We start from the raw sequence: 436 nt of genomic DNA, 5'->3' as shown, positions 1-436 counted from the left end.
TGAAGAGGACATCGGCGTGTTTCGCGGCCATTTCGCGGGCCGCCTGCGAGTTCCCACCCTGAAACACCTGCGGGCACGGATCTTGGACCGGCTTGGGCTCCATCGGTGCGCCATCGAACCCGTCGATGTCCTTGCCGATGGTGTAGAACCGACCGTCGTAGGTCGCACGGTCCTGCGTCCAAAGCGCTTTCAGGACCTCGATGAACTCTGTCGAGCGGGCGTACCGCTCGTCGTGTGCGAGCCACGACTGCCCGAACCCCGTGAATTCACCCTTGAACCACCCAGAGACGACGTTGATCGAGAAGCGCCCATTGCTGATGCGGTCGGCGGTCGCGATGAAGTTCGCGAGAGGGCCGGGCTCCCAGAGTCCCGGATGGACCGCTCCGATGACGTGTAGCTCGTCGGTCTGTGCCGCGAGCGCGTTGGCGACAGACAG

General features: G+C 64.0%; 1 protein-coding gene. It reads right to left on the bottom strand.

Going from position 1 to position 436, the window contains the following annotated elements:
• Positions 1-436 (bottom strand): LLM class flavin-dependent oxidoreductase (locus tag EXE45_RS18015; protein WP_137695128.1); only part of this gene is annotated, 436 nt, incomplete at both ends.

It is taken from the genome of Halorubrum sp. SP9, from assembly GCF_005435015.1.
Classification (GTDB): domain Archaea; phylum Halobacteriota; class Halobacteria; order Halobacteriales; family Haloferacaceae; genus Halorubrum; species Halorubrum sodomense.
Note: the sequence above shows the minus strand (reverse complement) of the source record. Positions and strands in the feature narration are given on the sequence as shown.